Annotated in this window: 16 protein-coding genes; 4 read left to right on the top strand and 12 right to left on the bottom strand. The window is 72.9% G+C overall.

The window, feature by feature from the left end:
• Positions 1-23: 23 nt before the first annotated feature.
• Positions 24-2,177: a RecQ family ATP-dependent DNA helicase gene (locus tag IE286_RS11280; RefSeq protein ID WP_189796519.1), complete on the bottom strand. Its 2,154-nt coding sequence runs from the start codon at positions 2,175-2,177 to the stop codon at positions 24-26.
• Positions 2,178-2,457: 280 nt separating this feature from the next.
• Here IE286_RS11280 and IE286_RS11275 point away from each other — a divergent pair, with 280 nt between their 5' ends.
• A complete protein-coding gene (locus tag IE286_RS11275) occupies positions 2,458-3,093 on the top strand; it encodes a hypothetical protein (RefSeq protein WP_308115058.1) in 636 nt (211 codons plus the stop codon).
• 230 nt (positions 3,094-3,323) lie between these two features.
• On the opposite strand, the gene IE286_RS11270 is transcribed toward IE286_RS11275, so the two are convergent.
• From IE286_RS11270 to IE286_RS11250, 5 genes are all read right to left on the bottom strand, one after another.
• The gene (locus IE286_RS11270; RefSeq protein ID WP_189796518.1) at positions 3,324-3,950 is read right to left on the bottom strand and encodes a hypothetical protein; all 627 of its coding nucleotides are present in this window, start codon (positions 3,948-3,950) and stop codon (positions 3,324-3,326) included.
• Positions 3,951-4,018: 68 nt separating this feature from the next.
• On the bottom strand, positions 4,019-4,720 hold the full coding sequence (gene rnhB, locus IE286_RS11265; RefSeq protein ID WP_189796517.1) for a ribonuclease HII: 702 nt from the start codon (positions 4,718-4,720) through the stop codon (positions 4,019-4,021).
• A 727-nt stretch (positions 4,721-5,447) separates the two neighbouring features.
• Complete coding sequence (locus tag IE286_RS11260) at positions 5,448-6,356, bottom strand: ADP-ribosylglycohydrolase family protein (protein WP_189796635.1); 909 nt, start codon at positions 6,354-6,356, stop codon at positions 5,448-5,450.
• A 2-nt stretch (positions 6,357-6,358) separates the two neighbouring features.
• Positions 6,359-7,027, bottom strand: a complete 669-nt coding sequence (locus tag IE286_RS11255) for a histidine phosphatase family protein (RefSeq protein WP_189796516.1) — start codon at positions 7,025-7,027, stop codon at positions 6,359-6,361.
• Between the two features lie 135 nt (positions 7,028-7,162).
• Positions 7,163-7,768: a YdbC family protein gene (locus tag IE286_RS11250; RefSeq protein ID WP_189796515.1), complete on the bottom strand. Its 606-nt coding sequence runs from the start codon at positions 7,766-7,768 to the stop codon at positions 7,163-7,165.
• 154 nt (positions 7,769-7,922) lie between these two features.
• Between IE286_RS11250 and IE286_RS11245 the strand changes: the two genes are divergently transcribed.
• Positions 7,923-8,456, top strand: coding sequence for a TerD family protein (locus IE286_RS11245; RefSeq protein ID WP_189796514.1), 534 nt, complete (start codon positions 7,923-7,925; stop codon positions 8,454-8,456).
• 125 nt (positions 8,457-8,581) lie between these two features.
• Here IE286_RS11245 and IE286_RS11240 read toward each other — a convergent pair whose 3' ends face one another.
• Positions 8,582-11,464, bottom strand: a complete 2,883-nt coding sequence (locus IE286_RS11240) for a vitamin B12-dependent ribonucleotide reductase (RefSeq protein WP_189796513.1) — start codon at positions 11,462-11,464, stop codon at positions 8,582-8,584.
• A gap of 161 nt (positions 11,465-11,625) precedes the next feature.
• A complete protein-coding gene (nrdR, locus tag IE286_RS11235; RefSeq protein ID WP_189796512.1) occupies positions 11,626-12,186 on the bottom strand; it encodes a transcriptional regulator NrdR in 561 nt (186 codons plus the stop codon).
• A 754-nt stretch (positions 12,187-12,940) separates the two neighbouring features.
• Here nrdR and lexA point away from each other — a divergent pair.
• A complete protein-coding gene (gene lexA / locus IE286_RS11230; RefSeq protein WP_189796511.1) occupies positions 12,941-13,717 on the top strand; it encodes a transcriptional repressor LexA in 777 nt (258 codons plus the stop codon).
• Between the two features lie 250 nt (positions 13,718-13,967).
• On the opposite strand, the gene IE286_RS11225 is transcribed toward lexA, so the two are convergent.
• The 4 genes from IE286_RS11225 to IE286_RS11210 form a co-directional block, all read right to left on the bottom strand.
• Entirely contained in the window at positions 13,968-15,962 is a 1,995-nt protein-coding gene (locus tag IE286_RS11225; RefSeq protein ID WP_189796510.1) for an ATP-dependent DNA helicase, read from the bottom strand.
• Between the two features lie 91 nt (positions 15,963-16,053).
• The gene (locus tag IE286_RS11220) at positions 16,054-16,695 is read right to left on the bottom strand and encodes a GNAT family N-acetyltransferase (RefSeq protein WP_189796509.1); all 642 of its coding nucleotides are present in this window, start codon (positions 16,693-16,695) and stop codon (positions 16,054-16,056) included.
• A gap of 138 nt (positions 16,696-16,833) precedes the next feature.
• A complete protein-coding gene (locus IE286_RS11215) occupies positions 16,834-18,777 on the bottom strand; it encodes an IucA/IucC family protein (protein ID WP_189796508.1) in 1,944 nt (647 codons plus the stop codon).
• A gap of 286 nt (positions 18,778-19,063) precedes the next feature.
• Positions 19,064-20,533, bottom strand: coding sequence for a diaminobutyrate--2-oxoglutarate transaminase family protein (locus IE286_RS11210; protein WP_189796507.1), 1,470 nt, complete (start codon positions 20,531-20,533; stop codon positions 19,064-19,066).
• Between the two features lie 355 nt (positions 20,534-20,888).
• Here IE286_RS11210 and IE286_RS11205 point away from each other — a divergent pair, with 355 nt between their 5' ends.
• Positions 20,889-22,115 (top strand): trypsin-like serine peptidase, encoded by a 1,227-nt coding sequence (locus IE286_RS11205; protein WP_189796506.1) that lies wholly within the window; start codon positions 20,889-20,891, stop codon positions 22,113-22,115.
• Positions 22,116-22,194 lie beyond the last annotated feature (79 nt).

Here is a 22,194-nt window from a genome sequence, read left to right as displayed (position 1 = left end):
CCGCAGAGACAAACGCCGCCCGCTCAACCCCCCGCCGCGAGGACCAGTGGAAACACCTGCTCGGCTCCGGCCCGGCGCAGCAGGCGGGCGGCCACCGCGAGGGTCCAGCCGGACTCGGTGCGGTCGTCCACGAGCAGGACGGGGCCGGGCACGGCGGCCAGGGCCCGGCCCAGCTGCTCGGGAACGGCGAAGGCACCGGACAGGGCCTTGAGACGTTGCGCGGAGTTGCTGCGGGCCGCCGCGTGGGTGCCGTCCGGCCGGGTGTAGGCCAGCGTGCCCAGGAAGGGCAGACGGCCGACGGCCGCGATGCCCTCGGCGAGCGTGCCGATCAGCTGCGGGCGGGTGGCGGAGGGCAGGGCGACGACTCCGGCCGGCCGGGCGACGGCGTCCGGGACGCCGGGCGCCCATCCGCCCGGGGAGCGCGCCCAGTCGGCGAGCACCTCCACGGCGGCCCGCAGGACGTCGTCGGGCACCGGGCCGTCGGGTGCGCCGTCGGCCAGAAGCGGGCGCAGCCGGTTGCCCCAGCCGATGTCGGAGAGCCGTCCCAGGGCGCGCCCGGCGGAGCACTGCTCGCCCGCGGGGATGCGGCCCTTGAGGTCGATGCCGAGCGCGGGCATGCCCGTGGGCCACATGCGGCGCGGCTCGATCTCCGTTCCCGGACGGTCGAGTTTCTTCACGGCGCCGGTCAGCGCCTCGGGCGAGACGGCGGAGTCGACCCAGGGTCCGGCGCAGTTGTCGCAGCGGCCGCACGGGGCCGCGCCCTCGTCGTCCAGGTGGCGGCGCAGAAACTCCATCCGGCACTGCGTCGTGGTGACGTAGTCGCGCATGGCGCGCTGTTCGGCGGCCCGCCGGCGCGCCACCCGCGCGTAGCGTTCCGCGTCGTAGGTCCAGGGTGTGCCGGTGGCGGTCCAGCCGCCCTTGACCCGCTCGACGGCGCCGTCCACGTCCAGCACCTTCAGCAGCGTCTCCAGGCGGGTGCGGCGCAGATCCACCATGGCCTCCAGGGCCGGCACGGACAGCGGCCGGCCGGCGCCGGCGAGGGCCGCGAGGGTCTGCCGCACCTGTGCCTCGGGCGGGAAGGCGGTGTCGGCGAAGTACCGCCAGATCGCCTCGTCCTCCTTGCCGGGCAGCATCAGCACATCTGCGCGCTCCACACCGCGCCCGGCCCGGCCGACCTGCTGGTAATAGGCGATCGGTGAGGACGGCGACCCGAGGTGGACCACGAAACCCAGGTCGGGTTTGTCGAAACCCATGCCGAGTGCCGAGGTCGCCACCAGTGCCTTCACCCGGTTGGCCAGCAGGTCGGCCTCGGCCTGCTGCCGGTCGGCGTTCTCCGTGCGACCGGTGTAGGAGGCCACCCGGTGACCGCGCTGCCGCAGGAACGCGGTGACCTCCTCGGCCGCGGCGACGGTGAGGGTGTAGACGATCCCGGAGCCCGGCAGCTCGGGCAGGTGCTCGGCGAGCCAGGCCAGCCGGTGCGCGGCGTCCGGCAGCCGCACGACGCCGAGTCGCAGGCTCTCCCGCTCCAGGGAACCGCGCAGCACCAGGGCCTCGTCGCCGCCGGTTCCCAGCTGCTCGGCCACGTCCGCCGTGACCCGCGCGTTGGCGGTGGCCGTGGTGGCCAGCACCGGCACACCCGGTGCGAGACCGGCCAGCATGGACCGCAGCCTGCGGTAGTCGGGCCGGAAGTCGTGGCCCCAGTCGGAGATGCAGTGCGCCTCGTCGACGACGAGCAGGCCGGTGGTGGCCGCCAGCCGCGGGAGCAGGTGTTCACGGAAGTCGACGGCGTTGAGGCGCTCGGGGCTGACGAGCAGGACGTCGGTCTCACCGCGCTCGACCTCCGCGTGGATCGTCTCCCACTCCTCCGGGTTGGCCGAGTTGATGGTGCGCGCCCGGATGCCGGCCCGTTCGGCCGCCTCGACCTGGTTGCGCATCAGCGCCAGCAGCGGCGAGACGATCACGGTCGGGCCGCAACCGCGTCGGCGCAGCAGGACGGTGGCGACGAAGTACACCGCGGATTTGCCCCAGCCGGTGCGCTGCACCACCAGGGCACGCCGGCGCTCGCGCACCAGAGCCGCCACCGCCTGCCACTGGTCCTCGCGCAGCCGTGCCCCCGGGGCACCGACCAGTTCGGCGAGTACGGCATCGGCTTCGGCCCGCAGCTGATGATCCTCCATGGTCCCATGCAACCCGACGGCAGGCTCCTTCGGCCACTTCACGCACGGTGACGTGTGGGCACGGAACGCCACAGCCGCGCGTCGCCCGGCCGCACGCTGGGTAGGAACACGTCAGGCTGTCGTCGTGCTCGATGCCGTATACCTGTGTCGTATGCCTGTGCGACAGGCACACTCGTAGCCGCTCCCGCACGGCTGGGCCGTGATCCGGACGGGCTCCGCCGCGGTGCGCTGCCGCATCCGGTCCCGCCCGCCCTGCGGGCGCGTAGCCGAAGGGAGGAACGTGACCTTCGGATGTGCTCCGTCCTCGGCGGCGTCGTTCTCGGCGTCCGCCACGTCCGCCCGTCGTGTGCTCGAAGTCGCGGAGTGGGCCGCCGCGGGCATCCCCCTGCTGCGCAACCCCCGTGAGGTCGTCACCGGGCTGCATGCCCGGCACCGGCCGGCCCCGGGGACCGCCGTGGTGGCGGTGCTGGACCCGGACCAACGGCTGCGCGCGAGCGCCTCGTTCGGTCATCGTCCGGTGCCCGCCGACGGCTGGATGCTCCGCAACGCGCTGCTGGACCAGCTGCGCCGGGTCATACCCCACGATCTGCGGCGCCGGACTCCGGTGCGCACCGCCGTGCTGATGTACTGCCGCGAGGGCGAGACACGCTGGACGGAGGAGGACGGCGCCTGGATGTGGGGCCTGCGTGACGCCTGCACACTGCACGGGCTGCGCTGCGGGGCCTACATCACGCTGACCCCGGACGGCTGGCAGGTGCTCGGAGAGGACCGTGGCGGCCGGCGGCCGAACGCCGTCCAGCGCCCCGCACCCCGCGAGGCCGCCGGGACAGCCGGGATGTCCGGGATCCCGTCGCAGCGGCCGCATCCCCGGGACACCGCCGACGACCGGCTGCACCGGGCGACGGCTCACCGGTGACGTCTGCGGCCGCTCCGCCGGGCCGGGCACGCACCCCCACACCAGGCGCGGCCGCCCGCTGCGGGGCCGGGCGCGGGCGCACCGGACGACGGGGCCCTGCGCAGGCATGCCGTGACGGTGCCCTGCGCAGGCACGCCGAAGCAGCCGTCGTGCGGGGGGTGCCGCAGCGACGGCTGTCGTTCTGCACGGCCTGCTGGGGCCGCGAGTTCACCGCCTGGGCAGGGGCCGGATCAGACGCCTGCGCCCAGAACGGAATTGATCTTCTTGGGGTCGCCACACACGATCAGCAGGTTCTCGGCCCGGGAGTGGGCCAGCGGCAGAACCGTGGCGGCGGCAGCGTCGGTGCCGCCGTTGACGGCGACCACGACCACCGGCCGGGCGGCGACACGCGAGGCCTTGGTGGCGTCCGTGTAGAAGACGTCGTCTCGCGCGTCGTGCTGGGCCCAGTAGGAGGCCTCCCCGAAGGACAGCTCGTGCTCCGCCCACGGGTGCGGGTCACCGGTGGTGATGACCAGCACGTCGCCGGGCGCACGGCCCGACTCCAGCAGCAGGTCGACCGCTTCCTCGGCCGCGTCCAGCGCACCCTCGGCACTGGCCGGGATCAGCTGGATCTGCGGGTTCGACGAGGCGGCACGGGACGCCGGAGCCGACGGCCCCGGCTTGGGCGCGGCCACATCACGCGGCGTGCGTTGGGCCGGCGCCGGCCGCAGGGGGCCGGGACGACCGGGGCGGGACGGAGCCGCGGGACGGGGGCCGGGTACGGGACGGGGGGTCGGCGCGGTGCGGCCGCTGGCCGGAGTGGCGCGGGGACCCTGGGCACTCTCGTGAATCTGAGGCTCCTCGGGAATGAGAGGCATGGGCTGATATTTATCAAACGTTGGTACGGCTCGCATGGGCGGGTGCCTCACGCGGGCAGGCGGCACGGTCAGAAGTCGAAGCCGAGCTGACCCTCGATTTCCGGCACGGATCCGTCCGCCCAGGCGCGGACCTTCTTGAGGTGCCGCCACTTGGGCAGCGCATCAAGATACGCCCACGACAGCCGGTGGTGCGGGGTGGGTCCCCGCTCCTCCAACGCGGCTTTGTGCACGGGTGACGGGTATCCGGCGTTGGCCGCGAAATCGAAGTCTGCATGGTCGACGCCCAGTTCGGCCATCATTGTGTCGCGGTGCACCTTGGCGATCACCGAGGCCGCCGCGACGGCCACGCACGACCGGTCGCCCTTGACGACCGTGCGAACCCGCCAGGGGGCGCCGAGATAGTCGTGCTTGCCGTCGAGAATCACCGCGTCGGGGCGGACGGGCAGCGCCTCCAGGGCCCGCACGGCGGCGAGCCGCAACGACGCCGTCATCCCCAGCTCGTCGATCTCCTGCGGGGATGCGTGTCCCAGGGCGTAGGCCGTCACCCACTTCTCCAGCTCGGCGGCGAGTTCGGTGCGCCGCTTGACGGTGAGCAGTTTCGAGTCGGTGAGGCCCACGGGCGGCCGGCGCAGTCCGGTGACCGCCGCGCAGACAGTGACGGGACCGGCCCAGGCGCCGCGCCCCACCTCGTCGACACCGGCAATGACCTTCGCTCCGGTCGTGGCCCGCAGGGAGCGCTCGACGGTGTGAGTGGGTGGTTCGTACGGCATGGCGCCCTTAGCGTACGCCGCCCGGTTCCGGCCGCGACACCCCGGTTCCCCGGCACACCCGTGCCACCACCACCGCCCGGCGTGCCCGGCCGCTGCGGGTGCGCCGAAGGAGCCGTCAGCCGGCCGTCCGGCTTCGTCCGGCTTCTTCGGGTGTGCACCCGTTCTTCACGTGTGCACACCCGTCCGCGACACGTCACGGCCGGCCCTGCGCCGCACACCTGCGTGTGCGGGATCACCGCTTCCCGGAGGCGGCCGGACGCCTGACGCGGGCGTGCACGGCCCTGTCCGCCGGGTGTGCCGGGCCGGCCGCCGTCGCGGCCGGAAGACGTGCTCGCACCGCGCGCGTCCTGCGGCGCCTGCGGCGGTCACGCGGCACAGCACGGTTGTTGTGTGCGGGAGTTGGGCGCGACCGGTGCTGCGGCGACGGTGAGCGGAGGCGGCGGCGGGCGCCTGCGTGGTGATCGTGTCATCAAGAGCCGGGAGCCTCCCCGTCCTCGTTCACCGCCGGACACCCACGGGCCGTACGCGGCGGGACAGGAACCCGCCGGCGGACCCGGATCCCGGCCCGCCGGCCGGCACGCCCCCAGGCGCCTGCTTTGCTCGGGGTCGCGGTCGTGAAGTCGCCGTGCGGTGCGTGCGCATCCTCGAACCGCTCCGCCCCGCACCGCCGTCAGCACCGGTCCTGCCGGAGGTGACGGATCGTCGGACAGCGATGGGCGACAAGGGATCAGCCGACCGCCGGCACCCACGGCGGCAGCGGTTCGGTGCGCCGGTCCCACTCGGCCGGCGGTGTTCCCGCCTTCGCGCCGGCCAGCACGCCCCCCACGATGGCGCAGGTGGTGTCCACGTCGCCGCCGGCCCGGGCGGTCGTCCAGAAGGCGTCCGCGAAGTCACCCAGGCTGCGGGCGGCCGCCCACAGCGCGAACGGCACCGTGTCGTGGGCGGTGCCGCGCCGCCCGCAGCCGAGCACGGCAGCGACCGTGGCCACGTCGTCGTAGTCCAGCATGTCGCGGGCGCGCCGCAGGCCGGCACCGACGGCACTGCGGGCGGGCACGAGCGCGACGACACCGTCGAGCAGCCCCTCGGCCGTCCGCGGACCGCCTGGTGCGGCGACCAGCGCGGCGGCCGCGGCGACGGCCATGGCGCCCACGACCGCCTCACGGTGCTGGTGGGTGGGGTAGGCGGAGATCTCCGCCTGGTGGGTTGCCTGTTCCGGATCGTCCGCGTACCAGGCGCCCAGCGGTGCGATGCGCATCGCCGCGCCGTTGCCCCAGGAGCCCTGTCCCCTGAAGACCGCGGCGGCCGGCTCCCGCCAGTCCGCGCCGTCCCGGACCTGGCGCAGCAGTGCACTGACCGTCCTGCCGTACCCGCGGGCGGTGTCGTGGTGCTCGGCGAAGGAGGCGGCCAGGGCGTCCTGGTCGATGCGGTGGCGGTCGGCCAGGACGGCCACCACGGAGCAGGCCATCTCCGTGTCGTCGGTCCACGGCCAGGGCCCCTGCGGCAGTTCGCGGCGCCGCAGCAACGGGCGGCGGGCCGGCACGGCGAACTGCGCGCCGAGCGCGTCGCCCACCGCCAGACCGCGCAGTGCGGCGAGTGCGCGGTCCAGCCGGGCGCCGGGCGAGAAGTCACAGGCCATGGTCAACCACTCTCCCCAGTGATCCCGTACGGTTCCGGATCCCGCCAGTGCTCGAACGGGCGGTCCAAGGTGTACGTGCCGTCGTCCCCGAGCAACAGCATCCGCATCTCGCCGTTCCCCGGGTTCGACAGCGACTCGAACTCGGCGACCGTCCAGTGGAACCAGCGCATGCAGAACAGCCGCATGGCCAGGCCGTGGGTCACCAGGAGCACGTTGGGCGGGTGGTCCGGGTCCTGGAAGCTGCGGAAGAGGCTCTCCAGGAAGCCGCCGACCCGGTCGTAGACGTCGGCACCGGACTCGCCCTGGGCGAAGCGGTAGAAGAAGTGCCCGTAGGCGTCCCGGCAGGCCTTCTGCAGGCGTACGTCGTCGCGGTTCTGCCAGTTCCCCCAGTCCTGCTCGCGCAGCCGCGGCTCCTCGCGCACCCGGACGAGATCGGGGTCCAGACGGAAGGCGCGCAGGGTCTCGTGCGTGCGCCGGTAGGGAGAGACGTACACGCTGACACGTTCCCGGCCGAAGAGTTCGCGCAATGTCTTGCCCGTCTCCTCGGCCTGCTGCCACCCTCGCTCGGTCAGGGCCAGCGCGTGGTCGGGTTCGCGCTCGTACACGGTGTCGTCGACGTTTCCCGCCGACTCGCCGTGCCGGACCAGAACGATGCGCCGTGGTCGTGCCATGTCAGAAACACTAGGTCGCATCCGGCCCGGGCGAGGACTCGAACGGCCGGGGTACGGCACGCCTCACACGTGTCGCGCACGCACGGCGACCGCGGGCACACGTGCGGTCCGCGGCCGGTCACCGGGGCCGGGGGCTCACACCGTCCAGGCGGGCTCCAGGTCCACGATGTCGCCGGTCAGGGCCGCCACGTCGGCCTCCAGCTGGGCACGAAGCGCGAGCCGCTCGATGCGCTCCGTGCGGTACTTGCCGTGCTCCGCGGACGACTGCCACATCGACAGCACCAGGAACTCGCTGCCCGGTGCCTCCCCGAACAGGCCGCGGACCATGCCGGGCGAGCCCGCCATCGCCGGGTTCCAGACCTTCTCCTGCATGAGGGTGAAGTGCTCGGCACGCTCCTCGTGCACCCGGCACAGGGCCACGCGCAGCAGGTCGGCGTCGGTGAAACGCGGCTCGAACCCGGTCTTCACGTCGAACCGGTGGTCGAAGAGGCGGACCTGGGCGTCGCGGAACGTGCCGGACTGGGAGGCGGCGAGCCGGTCGTGGGAGCGGGCCATGAAGGAGTCGTAGAAGGCACGGCTCTCCCAGAAAGCGAAGACATGGGCCACGCCCTGCCGCGTCCGGCTCCAGCCGCCGCCCTGTCCGCGAAATCCCGGCTCTCCCAGAAGCCCCGCCCACTTCCGCTGCCCCCGCTCGAACCCCCGGCGGTCCACCACGGTGCAACGAGTCCACTTGACCAGCACCGCGCCATGGTAAGGCCCAGGGCCGGGCGTCGGTCAGAGTGCCGAGGACGGCGCTTGTTCTGCCGTGTGCATGGCACGATGACATCAGGCGCCGTGTGCTCCGGGGAGGACGGGGCGGGAGACTGCGTAACGGCACGGAGAAGGGGGAGTTCCTGTGAGCGGGCTCAGCAAGGGGATCCGCACGGTCGAGATCGCGGTCAAGTGGGATCCGAGCCCGGCGGGCAGGCCGCCCGCCGATCTCGACATCGTGGCGGCGACCTACCTGCGGAGCGATCCCTACGGTGATCCGGCCTATCTGGTGCACTTCGACAGCCGGTCCCCCGACGGCACGATCCATCTCAACCGGGACAGCCGGGACGGCGTCGGCTTCGGCTGGGACGAGGTCATGACCGTCGAGCTGTACCGGCTGGACCCCCGCTACGCGCGGGTGGTCGTCGGCGTGGTGATCCAGCAGCAGGGCGGGCGCCTGACCTTCGGCGACGTGCGGGCCCCGGGGCTGCGCATCCGGGAGGGCTACACGGTCCTCGCCGAGGACGACTTCGGAGGTGTGCCGCGAGCGACGGCCGCCGTCGTCGCGGAGTTCACCCGCGACACCACCGGCGCCTGGGGCTTCAGGGCGGGCGTGCACGGCTTCGAGGGCGACCCGGAGGCGTTCCCCCGGACCATGGGCGCCACGCGCCGGCCGTAGGGCCTTTCGTCCGAATACACCGGGCACCGGGCGGGGCGCACTGCCCGCCCGGTGCCCGGAACACCCGGGCGGGGTGCTCCGCGCGACCCCGCCCGGGGCGTCGTCCGCTCAGGGACGGCCGGTGATCAGCTGCAGCCGCTGGTCGAGCCGCAGCCCTCGCAGATGTAGCAGGAGCCGGCCCGCTGCATCTTGGTGCCGCAGGAGAAGCACAGCGGGGCGTCCGCCTGGATGCCCAGCTGCATCTCCACCAGCTCGGCGTTGGTGTGCGCCTCCTTCGGGGCGGGCTTGGCCGCCTCGGTCTCGGCCTTCGGCGTGCCGACCGTCTTCGGCTCGGTCTCGCGCGGCGCCGACTGGGCCAGGGCCTCGACGTCGACCTCCTCGTCGATCGGCTCGTAGGAGCCGGTCTCCAGGTGGCGCTGACGCTCCTCCGCGGAGTGGATGCCGAGCGCCGAGCGGGTCTCGAAGGGCAGGAAGTCCAGCGCCAGGCGGCGGAAGATGTAGTCGACGATCGACTGCGCCATGCGCACATCGGGGTCGTCGGTCATGCCGGCCGGCTCGAAGCGCATGTTGGTGAACTTCGAGACATACGTCTCCAGCGGCACGCCGTACTGCAGACCCACCGAGACGGCGATGGAGAAGGCGTCCATCATGCCGGCCAGGGTCGAACCCTGCTTGGACATCTTCAGGAAGACCTCGCCCAGACCGTCGTCCGGGTAGGAATTGGCGGTCATGTAGCCCTCGGCGCCGCCGACAGTGAAGGAGGTGGTGATCCCCGGGCGGCCCTTCGGCAGGCGCCGGCGGACCGGGCGGTACTCGACCACCTTCTCGGGCACGGCCTGCGACTCCTCGGCCTTGTCCTGCGCGGACTCCTTCTTCTTGGCGGACAGCGGCTGGCCCACCTTGCAGTTGTCGCGGTAGATCGCCAGCGCCTTGACGCCCATCTTCCAGGCCTCGAAGTAGATCTCCTCGACCTCCTCGACGGTCGCCGACTCCGGCATGTTGACCGTCTTGGAGATGGCGCCGGAGATCCACGGCTGGATGGCGGCCATCATGCGCACGTGGCCCATCGGGGAGATGGCCCGCTCGCCCATCGCGCAGTCGAACACCTCGTAGTGCTCCTGCTTCAGGCCCGGCGCGTCGATGACGTTGCCGTGCTCGGCGATGTGGGCGACGATCGCCTCGATCTGCTCCTCCTGGTAGCCCAGGCGGCGCAGGGCCTGCGGGACGGTGCCGTTGACGATCTGCATCGAACCGCCGCCGACCAGCTTCTTGAACTTCACCAGGGCCAGGTCGGGCTCCACACCGGTGGTGTCGCAGCCCATCGCGAGGCCGATGGTGCCGGTCGGGGCCAGCACGGACGCCTGGGAGTTGCGGAAGCCGTTCTTCGCGCCGAGGCGCAGCACGTCCTGCCAGGCCTCCGTGGCGGCGGCCCACACCGGGGTGTCCAGGTCGTCCATGCGTACGGCGCGTTCGTTGGCGTCGGCGTGCTGCCGCATGACCCGCTGGTGCGCCTGGGCGTTGAGGGCGTAGCCGTCGTAGGGGCCGACGATCGCGGCCAGCTCGGCGGAGCGCCGGTAGGCGGTGCCGGTCATCAGGGAGGTGATGGCGCCGGCGAGGGCGCGGCCGCCGTCGGAGTCGTAGGCGTGGCCGGTCGCCATCAGCAGGGCGCCGAGGTTGGCGTAGCCGATGCCGAGCTGGCGGAAGGCGCGGGTGTTCTCGCCGATCTTCTGGGTCGGGAAGTCCGCGAAGCAGATCGAGATGTCCATCGCGGTGATGACCAGCTCGACGACCTTCTGGAAGCGCTCCGTGTCGAACGACTGGTTGCCCTTGCCGTCGTCCTTGAGGAACTTCATCAGGTTCAGCGAGGCCAGGTTGCAGGACGTGTTGTCCAGGTGCATGTACTCGCTGCAGGGGTTCGAGCCGTTGATGCGGCCGGACTCCGGGCAGGTGTGCCAGTGGTTGATCGTGTCGTCGTACTGGATGCCCGGGTCGGCGCAGGCCCAGGCGGCCTCGGCCATCTTGCGGAACAGGGCCCGGGCGTCGACCTCCTCGATGACCTCGCCGGTCAGGCGGGCCCGCAGGCCGAACTTCTTGCCCTCCTCGACCGCCTTCATGAACTCGTCGTTGACACGGACGGAGTTGTTGGCGTTCTGGTACTGGACGGAGGTGATGTCCTCGCCGCCGAGGTCCATGTCGAAGCCCGCGTCGCGCAGGGCGCGGATCTTCTCCTCCTCCTTGACCTTGGTCTCGATGAAGTCCTCGATGTCGGGGTGGTCGACGTCGAGGATGACCATCTTGGCGGCGCGGCGGGTGGCACCGCCGGACTTGATGGTGCCGGCGGAGGCGTCGGCGCCGCGCATGAAGGAGACCGGGCCGGAGGCGTTGCCGCCGGAGGACAGCAGCTCCTTGGAGGAGCGGATCCGGGAGAGGTTCAGGCCGGCACCGGAACCGCCCTTGAAGATCATGCCCTCTTCCTTGTACCAGTCGAGGATCGACTCCATGGAGTCCTCGACGGACAGGATGAAGCAGGCGGAGACCTGCTGCGGCTGCTTGGTCCCGACGTTGAACCAGACCGGGCTGTTGAAGCTGAAGATCTGGTGCAGGAGGGCGTAGGCCAGCTCGTGCTCGAAGATCTCCGCGTCGGCGGGCGAGGCGAAGTACTTGTTCTCCTCACCGGCCTTCCGGTACGTCTTCACGATGCGGTCGATCAGCTGCTTGAGGCTGGTCTCGCGCTGCGGGGTGCCGACGGCGCCCCGGAAGTACTTGCTGGTGACGATGTTGACCGAGTTCACCGACCAGAAGTCGGGGAACTCGACGCCACGCTGCTCGAAGTTGACCGAGCCGTCGCGCCAGTTGGTCATGACGACGTCACGGCGCTCCCACACCACCTCGTCGTACGGGTGCACACCCGGGGTGGTGTGGATGCGCTCGATGCGCAGTCCCTTGGTCCCCGCCTTCGCACTCTTGGCTCGGGAACCTCGTGCCGGACCGCTCGTCGTCTCTGTCATGCCGCCTCCCTGTACGGGCGAAAACGCCCTGAAGTGTCCCGATGTTCCTGGACACGGTGTTCTGTCTGATACTGCGGGCATCCTCGGTCGCTGCCGCCCGCAGCCGTCTTCCTCGCCGCCGCCGAGCCGGACCGAACCCGAGGTCCGGACCGGCCCGCCGATCAGTCGGCGGCGTGTGCGGGCGCGGGGTCCTCAGCCGCCCCCGTGCGCCCGCCGTCGTCCTCCTGGCTCCCCGCGACAGCGCCGTCGCCGCCCTCCTGCTGTGCGACGGGCTCGCGCATGCCTTCCCTGAGTTCCGCGATGGCGGCCTCGAAGTCCTCCAGCGACTCGAACGCCCGGTACACGGACGCGAACCGCAGGTAGGCGACGAGATCGAGTTCCTTCAGCGGGCCGAGTATGGCCAGCCCCACGTCGTGGGCGGCCACCTCGGCGCTGCCGCTGGCCCGCACCGCCTCCTCGACCCGCTGGCCGAGCTGGGCCAGCGCGTCCTCGGTGACGGGCCGGCCCTGACACGCCTTGCGCACACCGTTGATGACCTTGGTGCGGCTGAACGGCTCGGTGACCCCGGACCGCTTGACCACCATGAGCGAACACGTCTCGACGGTGGTGAAGCGGCGGGAGCAGTCAGGGCACTGGCGGCGCCTGCGGATCGACGTGCCGTCGTCGGCCGTACGGCTGTCGACGACGCGACTGTCGGGGTGCCTGCAGAAGGGGCAGTGCATGGACTCCAACCCTCCTCACAGCAGACTCATACGCCTCGCCGGGGCTCACAGGCCCCGCGAAGCGACCCCCAGCATAGGCGATGTTCGCGGGTCCGAAGACCCGGGGCACCACAACTTATGGGCCGCGGTAGCCATCCAACCACTAGATGTAGGGATCGGTGCGATGACAGGCCGAAGCGGGGCGTGTCGCGCCGGACGGCGCCGGAAGGACCGTGCCGGCACACGGGCACGACGGCACGGCGGCCGCTCCACGGCCGCGTGGAAGAAGCTGGACGTCCCCCTGGGACCCCGGGTGCCGGACCCTCCTGCAGCGCCTCGCGGGCGCCGTCGCGGCGCCCGGTGCGCCCGCCGGAGCGCGGGCCGCCGGCACGCGGCGGCGCGCCGCACACCCCCGGACGGCTCGGGCGCGGCGCGCGTGCCCGCCCCGGGCATGGCACGGACGGACGAGCCCACCGTACGGAGATCCCGTGAGCACCGCGCGGACGACACGTGCGGTTCCAGGACAGACCCTGGACACCCTCTCGGTCGGCACACCTGCGGATGGCAGACTGAGGCGCGACCGGGAACGGTGGCACCCGGCGGTGAAGACTAACAGCAGCGCGGCCTCCCCACCTGCCGGACGCCGCGCGAGCATTACACCCAAACACAAGATCAAGTCAGGCAATCGCGACTTTTTCACTCGAACGTGTGTTTGGCGCAACCTTTCGAAAGCAACTACCGTTGTGCCGGAGGGAGACCACCGAGAGGGGCCGACGTGACCACGACCGCAGAGAGTGCCACCATCACCGCACAGGACCGCCAGGGCCGAGTCGAGTCGGTGCAGACGATGAACGACACCACGCACGCAGGAAGGCCCAAGCGCTCCCTTCCGGGCCGACCTCCAGGCATCCGGGCGGACAGCTCCGGCCTCACCGAGCGGCAGCGCCGGGTCATCGAAGTCATCAGGGATTCGGTGCAGCGGCGCGGCTACCCCCCGTCCATGCGTGAGATCGGCCAGGCCGTCGGCCTGTCCAGCACCTCGTCGGTGGCGCACCAGCTCATGGCGCTGGAGCGCAAGGGCTTCCTCCGCCGCGACCCGCACCGCCCGCGTGCGTACGAGGTCCGCGGCTCCGACCAGACCGCGCCCCTCCAGCCCACGGACACCGTGGGGAAGCCGGCCGCGTCGTACGTGCCGCTGGTCGGCCGCATCGCCGCCGGCGGGCCCATCCTCGCCGAGGAATCGGTCGAGGACGTCTTCCCTCTCCCCCGGCAGCTGGTCGGCGACGGTGAGCTGTTCGTGCTGAAGGTCGTCGGCGACTCGATGATCGAGGCCGCGATCTGCGACGGTGACTGGGTGACCGTCCGCCGCCAGCAGGTCGCCGAGAACGGCGACATCGTGGCCGCCATGATCGACGGCGAGGCCACCGTGAAGCGCTTCAAGCGCGAAGACGGCCACGTCTGGCTCCTGCCGCACAACGCGGCCTACGACCCGATCCCGGGCGACGACGCGACCATCCTCGGCAAGGTGGTGGCGGTGCTGCGGCGCGTCTGAGCAGCGCCTCGGTCGGCCTCACCGACGCGCCTCCTTGATCGGGCCCCGGAACCCCTGCGCCGGTTCCGGGGCCTTGTGCTGTGCACGCACAGGCACGGCTGACCGCGCCGCGGGGTCGGCGGGGTCCTGCCGATGCTCACAGGTGCCCCACGGGGCGCGACGGCACCTTGAGAGCCCGTGACGGTCCCGGAATCCGGTCAGGCCCCGGCCCCGGCCTTCTTCGCAACCGGTGCTTCCTGGTGGGCCACGGTCACTGTGCCGTCTGCGCCGATACTCCTTCCGCCTGCCGGGCCGCGGCGTCGATGGCCGCCAGCGACTTGCGCACCTGATGACGGTCGGTGGTGTACCAGAAGTCGGGCAGCGACGCCTTCAGGAAGCCTCCGTAGCGTGCCGTGGCCAGCCGCGGGTCGAGGACGGCGACCACACCGCGGTCGCCCGACGCCCGGACCAGACGCCCCGCGCCCTGGGCCATGAGCAGCGCGGCCTGCGTCGCGGCGACTGCCATGAAACCGTTGCCGCCCGCCTCCTCGACCGCCTTCTGGCGGGCGCTCATCAGCGGGTCGTCGGGGCGCGGGAACGGGATCTTGTCCATGACCACCAGCTGGCAGCTGGGACCGGGGACGTCGACGCCCTGCCAGAGGGAGAGCGTGCCGAACAGACACGTCCGGGGGTCGGCCGCGAAGTTCTTGATCAGCTCGCCGAGGGTCTCCTCGCCCTGCAGCAGGATCGGGTACTCGGGGATGCGCGTGCGCAGCTCCTCCGCGGCGAGCTGCGCCGCCCGCATCGAGGAGAACAGTCCCAGCGTCCGCCCGCCCGCGGCCTGGATCAGCTCCGTCAGCTCGTCCAGCATGTCCGCACGGTCCCCGTCCCGTGCGGGGCGGGACAGATGCCGGGCGACATACAGGATGCCCTGCTTGCGGTAGTCGAACGGCGAGCCGACGTCCACACCCTTCCAGCGCGGCACGTCGTCGCCCTGCGTGCCCTCCGGTGCCAGCCCGAGCGAGGCGGCGACACCGTTGAAGTCGCCGCCGAGCTTGAGGGTGGCCGACGTCAGCACCACGGAGCGGTCCGTGAACAGCTTCTCCCGCAGCAGCCCGGACACGGACAGCGGCGCCACCCGCACCGAGGCGCCGAACCGGTCGTGCCGCTCGTACCAGACGACGTCCCACTCCGAGCCGTTGCTGATGCGCTCCGCGACGTCGTGCACCGTCTCCACGGAGGCCAGTGCCTGCCTGCGGACCGCGTCCTCGTCCTCCACCGATCTGTCGCGGGTGGTGGTCAGGGCCGAGATCACGGCGCGGGCGGCGTCCCGCAGCGCCATGAGCGCATACCCGAGATCCTCCGGGATCTCCTCCAGCCGGCCGGGCAGGGCCAGCTCCATCAGCCGTTCGAAGCCCTCGGCGGCGGTCTGCAGCTGATCGGCGACCTTCTCGTCGACGAACTTGGCGGCACGGCGCACCGCACGGTTGACCTGGCCGGGGGTGAGTTCCCCGGTGGCCACACCGGTCACCCGGGAGACCAGCTCGTGCGCCTCGTCGACGATCAGCACCTCGTGCGGCGGCAGGACCGGCGCGCCCTCGATGGCGTCGATCGCCAGCAGGGCGTGGTTGGTGACGATCACCTCGGCGAGCTTGGCGCGCTCCCGGGCCATCTCGGCGAAGCACTCGGCGCCGTACGGGCACTTCGTGGCGCCCAGGCACTCGCGGGAGGACACCGACACCTGGGACCAGGCCCGGTCGGACACCCCGGGGGTGAGGTCGTCGCGGTCGCCGGTCTCGGTCTCGTCCGCCCAGTCGCGCAGCCGCAGCAGATCCTGGCCCAGCTTGCTGGTGGGCGCCGCCGCCTCGAACGGGTCGAACAGGCCGTCCTCCTCGTCCTGCGGAACGCCCTCGTGCAGGCGGTGGAGGCACAGGTAGTTCGACCGGCCCTTGAGCATCGCGAACTCCGGTCGGCGCCGCAGCAGCGGATGCAACGCCTCGACCGTGCGCGGCAGATCGCGCTCCACGAGCTGGCGCTGCAGGGCCAGGGTGGCCGTCGCCACCACGACCGGCTCTCCGTGGGCGAGCGCCGGCACGAGATAGCCGAGGGACTTGCCGGTGCCGGTGCCGGCCTGGACCAGCAGGTGCGAGCCGTCGTCGACGGCGTCCGCGACGGCCTGGGCCATGGCCACCTGGCCGGGGCGCTCCGTGCCGCCGACGGCTGCGACGGCGGCATGCAGGAGTTCGGGGAGAGAGGGCTTCGTCATAGCTCGACCACCCTACGGCTCGGGACTGACAAACGGGCGACCGTGCCCGCGGTGAGCGCCGGCGCGGCGGTTCGGTGACCCGGCCGTGTTCTCACAGCACCGCGCGCAGCAACCGGTCGCGGATCAGCAGGGCCGCCCGCTTGCCCGGCAGATCGATCTCCGCCGCGAACCGGAAGCCGGCGGTCAGAAACGCGGCCACGGAGGGTGTGTTGCGCAGGTCGGGCTCCGCCACGACACGGGAACAGGCGGGCCGTTCGTCCAGGATCAGGTCGGCCACGGCGCGCAGCAGCACGCTGCCGGTCCCCCGTGCGCGGTCGGCGGCGCTGCCGATGAGGAGGTGCACGCCGGTGTCGTGCGGCCGGGCGGGATAGTGGCGGGCGAGCGGATCGAGGTCGGCCCGGTAGATCTCCCAGTAGCTCATCGGTCTGCCGTTCAGCAGTCCGAGGCAGGGGACGCTGCGTCCGTCGCCGTCGAGCTGTGCGCGCAGATGCGCCTCGGTCACGCTCTGCTCTCCGGCGAGCTGCCAGTACTCGGCGACGGCGGGGTCGTTCATCCAGCGGCTGACGACCGGAAGGTCGCGGTCGATCCGGACCGGGAGCAGCCGGAAACAGCCGAGCGCGGTGGGCCGCTCGCCCCAGCCTCCGACATGGTTCAGAAGGTCGGGCGCGGTGTCCGCTCCTCCGGTCCCGGCGGGTGAGCGCCGGGTGACGGCGTCGGCGTCGGCAAGAGCCATGGCGTACTCCTCTCGGAAAAGCGGCAAGGGCGGACACGGGGCAGGAGGATGCGGCACGGGCCGGCTGCCGTCCTGGGCGGCCCTGCCGGGCGCACTGGGCGTCCGCGTGGAGTGCCCGAGGCGTTGTGCTCCTGACGTTCAGGAGTGCAGCGGGTTGGTGAGGGTGACGTACACGGACTGGGTGTCGACCGGGCCGACGAGTTCGTCCAGGCCGCTCAGCCGGGTCAGCAGGTTCGCCTTGCAGCGCAGGACGGGTGAGTCCAGCAGGCGCGCGGGCAGGGTGGAGCGGGTGCGGGCGGGGCCGCGGGCCGCGCTGTGCAGGAAGCGGCGGAAGGCGGCCAGGAGCAGCTGCTCGTCGGCGAGCCGCTGGGAGCCGAAGGCGCCGATGAGGCCGAAGACGTTGTTGACCGCGAGGTAGTAGGCGAAGCGTTCGTCGGCGACCTCGTCCGCGACGAACGTGTCGCTGTGCTCGCCGATGCCGGGCAGTCGGGCGTCGAGCTCGGCGCGCCGGGAGGAGCGGAAGTAGTAGCCCTGGTTGTCGCGGTAGCGGCCGCCCGCGGGCCAGCCGTCGGCGTCCAGCACGACCAGGGTGTTCTGCTGGTGTGCCTCCAGGGCGATGCCCGCCTCGCCGTCCAGCCACAGCACGGGGCGCACCACGTGTTCCAGGTAGCGCAGGAACCACTCGACGCACACGGCCGTGCGCGGGCGCCCGGTGCGGGCGGATAGATGCGCGACGATCTCCTCCAGCCGCGAGCGCAGGACGGGGACGGATCCCGGCGGGACGGGGCGGGTGCCGGCCGGCGGGCGGGGGCGCTCGGCGAGGAGTCCGGCGACACAGGCGACGTCGTCCATGGGGGCGAACGGGTTGTGCCGGATCACCACGTCCAGGCCTGGCACGGGTGCTCCGTCCCGGTCGTCGACGCCCAGCCAGGCGGGGTCCCGGACGATGTCGAAACCGGGATGCGCGGCCCGCCACTGCCGGGACAGGCCGGTGCGCAGCAGCCGGTGGACCTCGACGCCGCGGTGCAGTTCCTTGCGCAGGTTCTCCCGGCAGGAGTTGGTGATGCGCACGGCCAGCGACAGCTTGAGCATGGCGGGTGCGCCGGTGCGGTGCACGGTCCGCACAGAGGAGGTGGGGTGCCAGGCGGGGCCGTGCGGGCCGAGGTCGCGCAGCCGCCCCGTCTCCAGCAGGGCCGCGACGGCCGGCCGGTGCGGCAGTTCGCGCGCCTGCCAGGGGTGCAGCGGCAGGGCGGCGTGCCCGTCGGGCAGCGGCAGGTCCGCGCCCGCGAGCCGGGCGGTGAGCACGGCGGCGGGCACGGGCCGGCCGCTCTCGGTCCAGGCCGAGTCGGTGGCGAGCACGGACGGCGCCACCGCCACCCAGTGCAGCGGGAAGGCACCGCGCAGCTCCGGCGAGTAGCGGCGCACCTCGCTCTCCGTCAGGCCTTCGCGGCTCTTGGGGGCGGGGTGCAGCGGGTGGCCGAGCAGCAGGGCCTGTTCGGCGGAGAGGAACAGGTCGGGGCCGTCGGCGGGGTGGGCGCGCCGCTCGCGGAGGAAGAAGGCGGTGTGCCGGACCGAGTCGGCGACCCGCGCGACGAGTTCCGCGGCCTGTGGGGTGCCGGGACCGGCCGGTGCGATCGCCGTCGCGGTGGCCACGCGTGCGGTCGCGCGGTGCTCCCGGGTGAGCAGGGCGGCGAGGGTGACGGCGTCGACCGGGGTGGCGGCGTCGGCGCCGGCCGGCCGGGGCGGCCCGAAACGGTGCCGGCCGGTGGGCGACCAGTGGCGGATGGGGACGAGCAGGGTCGTGCCGCTGGCCGGCAGCGGGATGCGCAGGACGCCGTGGCCCGCGGGGTCCGCCTCGCGCGTCCAGGCATCGGTCTCGCGCACCCAGCAGCGCAGCAGGGCCTCCACGGTGGCGGCCTGGGCGGCGGTGTGCGGGTCGGGGTGGTCGAGCGGGTCGGGGGCCTCGGTGTCCCCCCGCCGGGGTGGCGGGGTCCTGTGGGGCCCGTGCGGGACGGTGCCCGTCGCGTCGCCGGAGGCGGAGGGGCTGGAGGAAGGGCCGTGAGGTGTGGGGGTGGTGGTCAAGACGGCTCCTCGTGGTGCGGTGCGTGGTGCTGGTGCGCGGGATCGTGTGCGGGTGGGGCCGTGCGCGGGATCGTGTGCGGGTGGGGCCGAGGGTGTGTGTGGGGGGAGCGTGCGGGTGGGGCCGAGGGCTTGGGGCCTGTGCCGGCGCCGGGACGCCCGGCTCGGCAGGGGTGCGTGCGGCACGGGCGGCCGCCCTTGCGTGACGCAGGGCACCGGCCGTGCGGTGACGGCGCAACGGGCCGTGCCCTGTCGGGTGGTCACGTCGTCCCGCTGCCGACGCGCGGCGTCACCCCGCCGCCCGGCCGCCTTCCGGGGTGCGCGGGTGGTCGTGGCGTCCGGCCCGGTTCCGCGCGCCGCCGTCTTCGCGGTGGTCGCGGGCCGCGGCCTCGATCGCGTCGGCCAGCCGGTCGAGCACCGCCTCGGCCTGCTCGTCGCTGATCGTCAGCGGCGGCAGCAGCCGTACCACGCAGGCGTGGCGGCCGCCGAGTTCCACGATCAGTCCGCGGCGCAGGCATTCCCGCTGCACGGCGGCGGCGAGGGCGGGCGCCGGGGGCAGCGGTGCGCTGCCGCCCGCGGGACGCTCCCCCGCCCGGTCGCCGCCGCGTGTCTCCCCTTCGGGGTCCACCATCTCGACGCCGATCATCAGGCCGCGGCCGCGTACCTCGCCCATGCAGGGCTGATGCCCCGCCAGGTCGCGGAGCCGGGCGAGCATGTGGGAGCCGAGGTGTGCGGCGCGTTCGGCGAGGCGGTTCTCCCGGACGTAGGCGAGGGTGGCGGTGCCGGCGGCCATGGCGAGCTGGTTGCCGCGGAAGGTGCCCGCGTGGACGCCCGCTTCCCACACGTCCAGATCGTCGCGGTAGACGAGGACGGCCAGTGGCAGGCTGCCGCCGATCGCCTTGGACAGCACCATGACGTCGGGCACCACCCCGCTGTGCTGCACCGCCCAGAAGGCGCCGGTGCGTCCGACCCCGGTCTGGATCTCGTCGGCGATCAGCGGCACGGACCGCTCGGCGGTGAGCCGCCGGATGCGGCGCAGCCAGCCGTCCGGTGCGGGGAGCACCCCGCCCTCGCCCTGCACCGGCTCCAGGATCATCCCGGCGGGCAGGGGGACGCCCGACTCGGGGTCGTCCAGGACGGACTCGGTGAAACGGGCGGCGAGTTCGGCCCCGCGGGCGCCGCCGACCCCGAAGGGGCACCGGTAGTCCTGGGGGTAGGGCAGCCGGGTCACGCGGGTGTCCGCGGCGTGGCCGGAGGCGGCGACTCCCGCGGTCATGCCGTGGCAGGCGCCGGTGAAGGCGGCGATCCCGGTGCGCCCGGTGGCGGCGCGGACCAGGGTGAACGCGGCCTCCACCGCGTCGGTGCCGGCCGGTCCGCAGAACTGCACGCGGGCCCGCTCGGCCAGCCCGGCCGGCAGGGTGCGGAAGAGTTCGGTGACGAAGCCGTCCTTGACGGGTGTGGCCAGGTCGAGGGCGTGCAGGGGTGCGCCGGAGTCGAGGACCTTGCGGACGGCCTCCAGGACGACGGGGTGGTTGTGCCCGAGAGCCAGGGTTCCAGCGCCGGAGAGGCAGTCCAGGTAGCGGCGGCCGTCCGCGCCCTCGACGGTCAGGCCGCGGGCCCGTACCGGCACGATGGGCAGGGCCCGCGCATAGGTGCGCGCCGCGGACTCGCGCGCCGACTGGCGGCGCAGAATTCCCTCGTGCCAGGCGGGTGTTCCGGCGGACGCCCGCTCTTCGGACACCGGTTCCGTCACCGTCACGGCTTCCCGTCCCTCCCGCTGTCGCAAGGCGTCGGCGTCCACCTGTCCCGTGGATCCGGCCTCCCTGTGCCGCAGGCCACCGGCGGCGCGGCCGCGCTCCGGTGCGGGGCCCGGATACGGACAGCGGGCCCCCCACCGCTACAACCGCCCACCGCCCGCCGGGTTACGGGTCGCGAGCGGATCCGTGACTGCGTGCCGTGACGCAACCGTTGCGGTCCGGTGAGCGGTCCCCCACAGCGACCGCATAGGGTGTGGTGCCGTTGTCGTACGCCGCCGCGCCCCGACTCGGCCCGCCGGCCGGGCCGGTGGCACGGCGGTACCAGCAAGTCCGTTCACCGCAGGGGGAGTCAGCCGCATGCGATCCATACGCCCGTCCGTCTCCGTCCGCCGGCGAGGAGGTGCCCGGCGCCCGCGCACCGCGTCCTCCGCGCTGGCCGCCGTCGCGCTGGTCTCCACGCTGGCGCTCACCGCGACGGCCTGCGGCCCCGGCGACGACGGCGCGGACGCGAAGGCCTCCGCACCCGCGGCCGTGGCGGGCGACGGCGGCCTGAAGATCCCGGACAACCTCCGCGAGAAGCTCAAGGAGCACGGGATCGACATCGACAAGTGGAAGAACGGCGCCTGGAAGAACTGGGACAAGGACGACTGGCTGCGCGAGGCCGACGAGTTCATCAACCCGATCATCAAGGGGCTGTGGAACGCGGACCGCATGCGCCGGGCGAAGGATCCCGACCGGGCCGTCGACAGCGACGACATCGCCGGTGACCAGGGGGTCACCGATCCCACACCCGCCCCGGTGAAGGCGCAGGCGGTGCCGCCGAAGTACCACGTGAACGCGGCGACCGCGGGCAAGGTGTTCTTCGACTCCCCCGAGGGCACGATGGTGTGCTCGGCGACGGTGGTGCAGGACCCGGCGCACCCGGGCAAGTCCAACCTGGTGTGGACCGCGGGGCATTGCGTGCACGCGGGCAAGAAGGGCGGCTGGTACCGGAACATCGCGTTCGTGCCGTCGTACAACGACGCCGGCCGGAGCGCCGACGAGCTGCAGGGCGCCAGCCGGGACGAGGTCGCTCCGTACGGTGTGTGGTGGGGCGACTGGGCGCAGACCTCCCAGCAGTGGATCGAGCAGGGCGGTGCCACGGGCGGACAGGGCGCGCCGTACGACTTCGCGGTCATCCATGTGACGCCGGAGAAGGACACCGGCAAGTCGCTGGAGGAGACCGTGGGTTCGGCGCTGCCGGTGGACTTCGACGCCCCGGCGGTGCCGAAGGTGAACAGCATCACCGCGACCGGCTACCCGGCGGCGCCGCCGTACGACGGTCAGCTGCTGTACCAGTGCCAGGACAAGCCGGGCCGGCTCTCGGTCACCGCCTCCGACCCCACGATGTACCGGATCGGCTGCACCATGACCGGCGGCTCCTCCGGCGGCGGCTGGGTGACGACCGGCGCGGACGGCAAGCCCGCCCTGGTGTCCAACACCTCGATCGGCCCGGAGACGTCGGGCTGGCTGGCCGGGCCGCGCCTGGGCACGGTGGCCAAGGGCGTGTACGACTCGGTCAGCGAGAAGTTCGCCGCGCAGTGAGGCAGTGACGTCCGGGCCCGGCACGGGTGAGCGTGGCGGCCGCTGACGCCGCGCGCGAGACGAGGACCCGCTTCCCGGT

The sequence above is a fragment of the Streptomyces thermodiastaticus genome (assembly GCF_014656135.1).
Classification (GTDB): Bacteria; Actinomycetota; Actinomycetes; order Streptomycetales; family Streptomycetaceae; genus Streptomyces; species Streptomyces thermodiastaticus.
This window is presented reverse-complemented; position numbering and strand designations above follow the sequence as displayed.